The 5,019-nt window shown below is 51.1% G+C and carries 9 protein-coding genes and 1 pseudogene; 7 read left to right on the plus strand and 3 right to left on the minus strand.

What is annotated here, in order from left to right; all coding sequences use genetic code 11:
• The 5 genes from CFR80_RS16825 to CFR80_RS16845 form a co-directional block, all read left to right on the plus strand.
• The coding region (locus CFR80_RS16825; protein ID WP_220032759.1) for an ATP-binding protein at positions 1-385 on the plus strand (385 nt) is incomplete at its 5' end.
• Positions 386-627: 242 nt separating this feature from the next.
• A complete protein-coding gene (locus CFR80_RS16830; RefSeq protein ID WP_039792506.1) occupies positions 628-828 on the plus strand; it encodes a DUF4160 domain-containing protein in 201 nt (66 codons plus the stop codon).
• On the plus strand, positions 818-1,225 hold the full coding sequence (locus CFR80_RS16835) for a DUF2442 domain-containing protein (RefSeq protein ID WP_026019903.1): 408 nt from the start codon (positions 818-820) through the stop codon (positions 1,223-1,225). The genes CFR80_RS16830 and CFR80_RS16835 overlap by 11 nt, the downstream gene beginning before the upstream one ends.
• Before the next feature lie 40 nt (positions 1,226-1,265).
• Positions 1,266-1,553, plus strand: coding sequence for an AbrB/MazE/SpoVT family DNA-binding domain-containing protein (locus tag CFR80_RS16840; protein ID WP_019092508.1), 288 nt, complete (start codon positions 1,266-1,268; stop codon positions 1,551-1,553).
• Positions 1,550-1,945 (plus strand): type II toxin-antitoxin system death-on-curing family toxin, encoded by a 396-nt coding sequence (locus CFR80_RS16845; RefSeq protein WP_019092507.1) that lies wholly within the window; start codon positions 1,550-1,552, stop codon positions 1,943-1,945. The genes CFR80_RS16840 and CFR80_RS16845 overlap by 4 nt, the downstream gene beginning before the upstream one ends.
• A 294-nt stretch (positions 1,946-2,239) precedes the next feature.
• Here CFR80_RS16845 and CFR80_RS16850 read toward each other — a convergent pair whose 3' ends face one another.
• Complete coding sequence (locus tag CFR80_RS16850; RefSeq protein WP_202898839.1) at positions 2,240-2,395, minus strand: hypothetical protein; 156 nt, start codon at positions 2,393-2,395, stop codon at positions 2,240-2,242.
• A 288-nt stretch (positions 2,396-2,683) separates the two neighbouring features.
• On the opposite strand from CFR80_RS16850, the gene CFR80_RS16855 reads away from it, so the two are divergent.
• Both CFR80_RS16855 and CFR80_RS16860 read left to right on the plus strand, forming a co-directional pair.
• The gene (locus CFR80_RS16855) at positions 2,684-2,929 is read left to right on the plus strand and encodes a type II toxin-antitoxin system Phd/YefM family antitoxin (RefSeq protein ID WP_019092505.1); all 246 of its coding nucleotides are present in this window, start codon (positions 2,684-2,686) and stop codon (positions 2,927-2,929) included.
• Positions 2,926-3,312: a type II toxin-antitoxin system VapC family toxin gene (locus tag CFR80_RS16860; RefSeq protein WP_110507752.1), complete on the plus strand. Its 387-nt coding sequence runs from the start codon at positions 2,926-2,928 to the stop codon at positions 3,310-3,312. The genes CFR80_RS16855 and CFR80_RS16860 overlap by 4 nt, the downstream gene beginning before the upstream one ends.
• A 49-nt stretch (positions 3,313-3,361) precedes the next feature.
• Here the strand turns inward: CFR80_RS16860 and CFR80_RS16865 are convergent, their stop codons facing one another.
• Positions 3,362-3,784: a hypothetical protein gene (locus tag CFR80_RS16865; RefSeq protein ID WP_019092503.1), complete on the minus strand. Its 423-nt coding sequence runs from the start codon at positions 3,782-3,784 to the stop codon at positions 3,362-3,364.
• Positions 3,785-4,529: 745 nt separating this feature from the next.
• Positions 4,530-4,922: pseudogene (locus CFR80_RS16870) on the minus strand (integrase core domain-containing protein); the annotation flags it as partial.
• Between the last annotated feature and the right edge of the window lie 97 nt (positions 4,923-5,019).

The raw sequence follows: 5,019 nt of genomic DNA on the forward strand, positions 1-5,019 counted from the left end.
ATCGTCATGGGGGCATGCCCCCATGACGATCACGCACAGTCCTCAAACTGGGGAATTTTCAACCAGCACATTTGGGGAGATTACAACCAGCACTCACACAAGGGCGGGTCGGCTGGCCGAACAACTCGGCCGACTGGACTTTGTCATCCTCGACGAACTGGGATACCTGCCCTTTGCCCAGTCTGGCGGACAGTTGCTGTTCCATATGATCAGCCGCCTTTATGAACAGACCTCGGTCATTGTCACCACGAACCTGTCCTTCGGTGAATGGGCCAGTGTATTCGCCGACGCCAAGATGACCACGGCACTGCTCGACCGTCTGACCCATCACTGCGACATCATCGAGACAGGGAACGAAAGCTGGCGGTTCAGGAACCGTAACTGAACCTCTCTCCAGATCCATACCTGCCCCGGCCTGTCTCCTTACGCCTACGGCTTCAGGAGACAGGCCGGGCCTTCAACAGGGGGTTAATATTGCATGCCGATCAGGGGTTATTTTTGAGTGCCGATTGACAGTCCAGATATCCTCCTCCTGACTTTCAGCGGGATGGTTCTGATTGAAAAACCCAAGCGTTAGGGATATGGTGCATTACGCCGACGCTTCTACGCATCAATGGATTTCGTGTCGTGATTTACACGGCAGATCATGTACCAATGCACGTTCACGTCATAAGCGCGGATGGAGAAGCGGTGATTGAAATTGGCAGGAAAGCCCGACTGATACGAGCAGGTGGCATGAAAGATAAGGTCATACAGGAAGCCCTTGTCATCGTGCAGGACCACGCTGAGATGTTGGCTGAAGCATGGGAGAAGATACATGGCGAATGACATGAACTATCAGGCCGCTCGTGAAGCAGACGCGCTTCATAGAGCGACAATTCCTCATGCGGTCTCCGCACGGTTTATCCGTGCTCGCCGCGCTCTTCACGTCACGCTCTCCAACGGTGTTGAGATGAGCGTGCCTGTGAGTCTGATACAAGATTTGCAGGACGCTTCCCTGAATGATCTGGCCGATATCGAGATCACTCCGCTGGGTAATGGCCTTCACTGGCCCCGTCTCGACGCCGATGTTCTGGTCGAAGGTCTGATCCACGGTATCTACGGTTCCCGAAGCTGGATGGCAGCACAGATGGGACGCGTGGGCGGATCGTCCGCCAGCCAGGAAAAGGCAGCGGCAGCACGCCGGAATGGTGCTAAAGGCGGTCGGCCAAGGAACGTCGCGTAAGAAAGACTGCTTACCACTATGAGCAGACAGGCCGGTGAGCATGGTGGTTGCTGAAACCGCAAAAAGTTATTACAATAATAATAACATAAAGGGGGCTGTCATGGTCGAACTGAAAGTGCGAAAATTCGGAAACTCACTCGGGGTAGTACTGCCCAAGGAAGTGATCTCACGGCTGAACACCCAGGACGGCGCGCCCCTGTATCTGACCGAAGCACCAGACGGCGGATATCGGCTCGTGCCCTATGATCCCGACTTCGAAACAAAAATGGCGAAGGCTGAGGATATTATGCGGCGTTACCGTGATACGCTGCATGTTCTGGCCCAATGACAGACTTCGTCTGGATAGACGAACGGGATGCCCTGATCCTGCATGACCGGCTGTTAGCGGCGCATGGCGGCGCTTCCGGAGTGCGTGACGCAGGTCTTCTGAAATCTGCTCTTGCCCGGCCACAGCAGCATGCGGCCTATGCGGATCCGCTGGATCCAGTATTTCTTGCGGCCGTCTATACGGCGGGTATCGTAAAAAACCATCCCTTCATCGATGGAAACAAGCGTACGGGCTTTGTGCTCGGTGTGCTGTTTCTGGAACTGAACGGCTATCGTTTTACTGCAACTCAGGAAGATGCGGCGAATGCCGTCCTTGCACTGGCAGCAGGTCAGATGGACGAACTGGGCTATGCGGCGTTCCTGGCCGCCAATGTCGTATCCGACAGGGTATAACTGCGACCAGAAACACAATAATAACGAGGTTACTCGCAGGAATCGACGTTGGATGAACGGCTACAACGGGTATCGGTTCATCATGAAAACCTATACGGAAATGCTGGTTTTTCCTTGGTCCCGATCACAGCGCAAACCTGAAGCGTCTGGCCTTTTTTAGCTTTGCACTGTGATGAAAGAGATCCTAAGCAGGATGTCCTTTACCTTTCTGAGAGAGTGCTAAAGGGTCGAGACAAACCCCGTCTTTCTGGCGGGGTTTGTTCGTTGGTAGATCATTTTCTCAGAAAGAAATACTTAAACCAGTTCCCGCCCTATAGCAGGAGCGTCAATCCACTCTCGTTCGTCTAAAGGTTGAGGCTTGGAATAATCCGAGACGGCAAGAAGTTCATCCATTGTGTCGCTATGTGGATTTGATGGTTTACCAGACAGGGATTTTGCTTCTTTTTCCACGATAAGAACTCCAGAAAATAGAATGAGGGGCGATTTACGTACCTTCCCGCCAGATGCCTTCGGCGGGCTATGCCGCTTCCGCTTAGTATCGCAGCCACGCTGTCGCCAGAACTGTCGATATTCATCACTCTCCATTGTTTTCGCGTTTACGTGACGTATCACGGTATCGCCAGTCGGAATATTGTCATCAAATGCGCCATCAGATTTTCTGAAGAGAGAAGACTTAGTCCTTGATAGACTAGACTCATATGACTAAGTCTTGTTGTAGAAGATGAGGAGGCTTCTCTTATGCGCACAGTCAACATTCATGAAGCCAAGACCCATTTGTCCCGGTTGATCGATGCGGCCATGAAAGGGGAAAGCTTCATCATTGCCAAAGCCGGTCGGCCGATGGTGCGGGTCAGCCCGATTACGGCTCCTGAAGAACAACAGCAACGGCGTCTGGGTTTTTTGACGGGAAAAATCCGGGTGCCAGAGGATTTTGATCGCATGGGACAGGAGGACATCATTTCTCTGTTCGATGGCTCGGCATGAAGCTGCTTCTGGATACCCATCTGCTTCTCTGGGCCGCAGGAGAGCCTGACAAACTGTCAGAGCGTGCGAGAACCCTGATTGACGATCAGAATAATATTCTGGTTTTCAGTGCTGCCAGTTTATGGGAAGTCACCATCAAGGTGGAACTGGTACGTGCAGACTTCCAGGTTGATCCCTATCTGTTGCGGCGCGGCCTGATCGAAAATGGCTATGAGGAGTTACCGATCACCAGCCAGCATGCTCTGGCAGTAGGACAACTGCCAGATGTGCATCGGGATCCTTTTGATCGCATTCTTGTGGCTCAGGCGATGGTGGAAGGGCTGCTTCTGCTGACCCATGATCCTCTCGTGCAGGCTTATCCGGGTCCTATCGAAGCTGTTTGAACGATATTCGTACGCGCCGCGCCCCTTATGTGTTGAGATGAAGTTCAGATTATCCGGTTTTTAGGGAGCGCTTCTTGCCTTCCCACACTGGCAATCCGGCATATTCAACCGATCCCTGTGCCATACGGATATCCTGCCTATCTGAATTCGCGCGTGTCAGTAGTAGGATTTCCAGCACTATACCCATCAGCTCGTCTGGGATGCCACCATCCTCCTCAGAGCTGGTTGTTTCCGGCATTGTGGGTTTGCCAGAAACCTTACGGTCAAGGTCATTCAGCAGATCAGTCACCACCCTCATATTTTGACCGAGATACACCAGCTGATCGTTCATGTTGACCAGTTTGCGGTCACTTTTGGACTGTCTCAAAACAGCGTCCCGAATATAGCCAGACACGTTGCCATCAAGAGCAACCTCCTGGAGCCACTCTGCTTCGTCTTCGGTAAATCTCACCGTGTATTTACGCTCGCGCATAACGGCTCCAGTTCAATGTACATCATTTTGTCGGACATATAGTTACAGAAAACAGCCAAAAAATCAATTAAATGTCGGACGCGCGTCCGACACATAAAATGTATAGGCTGCACAAAGTATTTTGTTTTCAATGAGTTACGCAGTTCGGAGAACTGCGTTATGTGTATAGCCAGATTAAGGAGCAAAATCCGTCAGAACAGAGCAGAAAAAAGACCTTTCCCACACCCATTTATGCAGAAAACAGCGTCCTCTCTTAGCGAGCGTGAGCGAGTAAACCCGCAAAAAGCGAAAACCACCAAAAAACAACCAGAAAAACACCAGTTTGCAACCAAAAAACCACCACATTCCATATGAGAGAAGGGATAAAAAAACACCAGAAAAACACCAAAAAATCACCACATATTTTCCTGAAGGGAGATGCCACCAAAAAACAACCAAGAAACCACCAGAAAACCACCACATGTGACGAAAAAATATGGAATGAGGAAAAGGTGAAGACCCAGAAACACCCGCAGGACAGAACTGTGAACGGTGATCTTGAAAACGGTTGTGTGGATGTATTTTGGGACGGTCTGGCCGTTTCGGTTTTTCTCAGATGGGAGATGTTTGAGAGAGTGGTATAGGTGCTTTTGATATTTCAGATCTGGCACAGCAGCATGTGCCGCAGAATGGTTCTCCCAAAGAGGAACAGTGACATGTGCTCATTGGTAATCCCCCCATTTTTAGTGGGGCATTGAATGAGAATTCAGGCAGCTGTTTTTAGTTTCTGGGCGGGGGTTAGCCCGCTGTTCCCCATGTTGGGTCTGTCATGGTTATATGTCCAGAGCCATTGTGTTGCGACCTCCTGCACGTCCTGAATGCTTTCAAACAAATACTGCTCCAGCCATTCCTGCCGGACAGTTCTGTTGTAGCGTTCAATATAGGCGTTCTGCTGCGGATTACCCGGTTGCGTATAGATCAGGGTAATCCCCTGTTTTTCGGCCCATGAAACCAACGTATGACTGACATATTCAGGGCCATTATCCATTCGGATGGCTTCTGGCCTGCCACGCCACTCCATAACCTGTTCCAGACAGCGGACAACCCGACAGGCTGGCAGGGAAAAATCAACCTCGATCGCCAGTCCTTCACGATTGAAGATGGGGTGGACGGCCTCCATGCGGCATCAATGTGCCATGCTGGGGTCGGAATGACCATTCAGAGGAGACCGCCCGGATGAAAATTACCATGATCGG

This window comes from Komagataeibacter oboediens (assembly GCF_003207815.1).
Taxonomy (GTDB): domain Bacteria; phylum Pseudomonadota; class Alphaproteobacteria; order Acetobacterales; family Acetobacteraceae; genus Komagataeibacter; species Komagataeibacter oboediens.

What these genes read in the sequence shown, in the direction of transcription:
- CFR80_RS16835 (WP_026019903.1), top strand. Translation starts at nt 818, where the DNA reads ATGGCGAATGACATGAACTATCAGGCCGCTCGTGAAGCAGACGCGCTT.
- CFR80_RS16860 (WP_110507752.1), top strand. Translation starts at nt 2,926, where the DNA reads ATGAAGCTGCTTCTGGATACCCATCTGCTTCTCTGGGCCGCAGGAGAG.
- CFR80_RS16840 (WP_019092508.1), top strand. Translation starts at nt 1,266, where the DNA reads ATGGTGGTTGCTGAAACCGCAAAAAGTTATTACAATAATAATAACATA.
- CFR80_RS16865 (WP_019092503.1), bottom strand. Translation starts at nt 3,784, where the DNA reads ATGCGCGAGCGTAAATACACGGTGAGATTTACCGAAGACGAAGCAGAG.
- CFR80_RS16845 (WP_019092507.1), top strand. Translation starts at nt 1,550, where the DNA reads ATGACAGACTTCGTCTGGATAGACGAACGGGATGCCCTGATCCTGCAT.
- CFR80_RS16855 (WP_019092505.1), top strand. Translation starts at nt 2,684, where the DNA reads ATGCGCACAGTCAACATTCATGAAGCCAAGACCCATTTGTCCCGGTTG.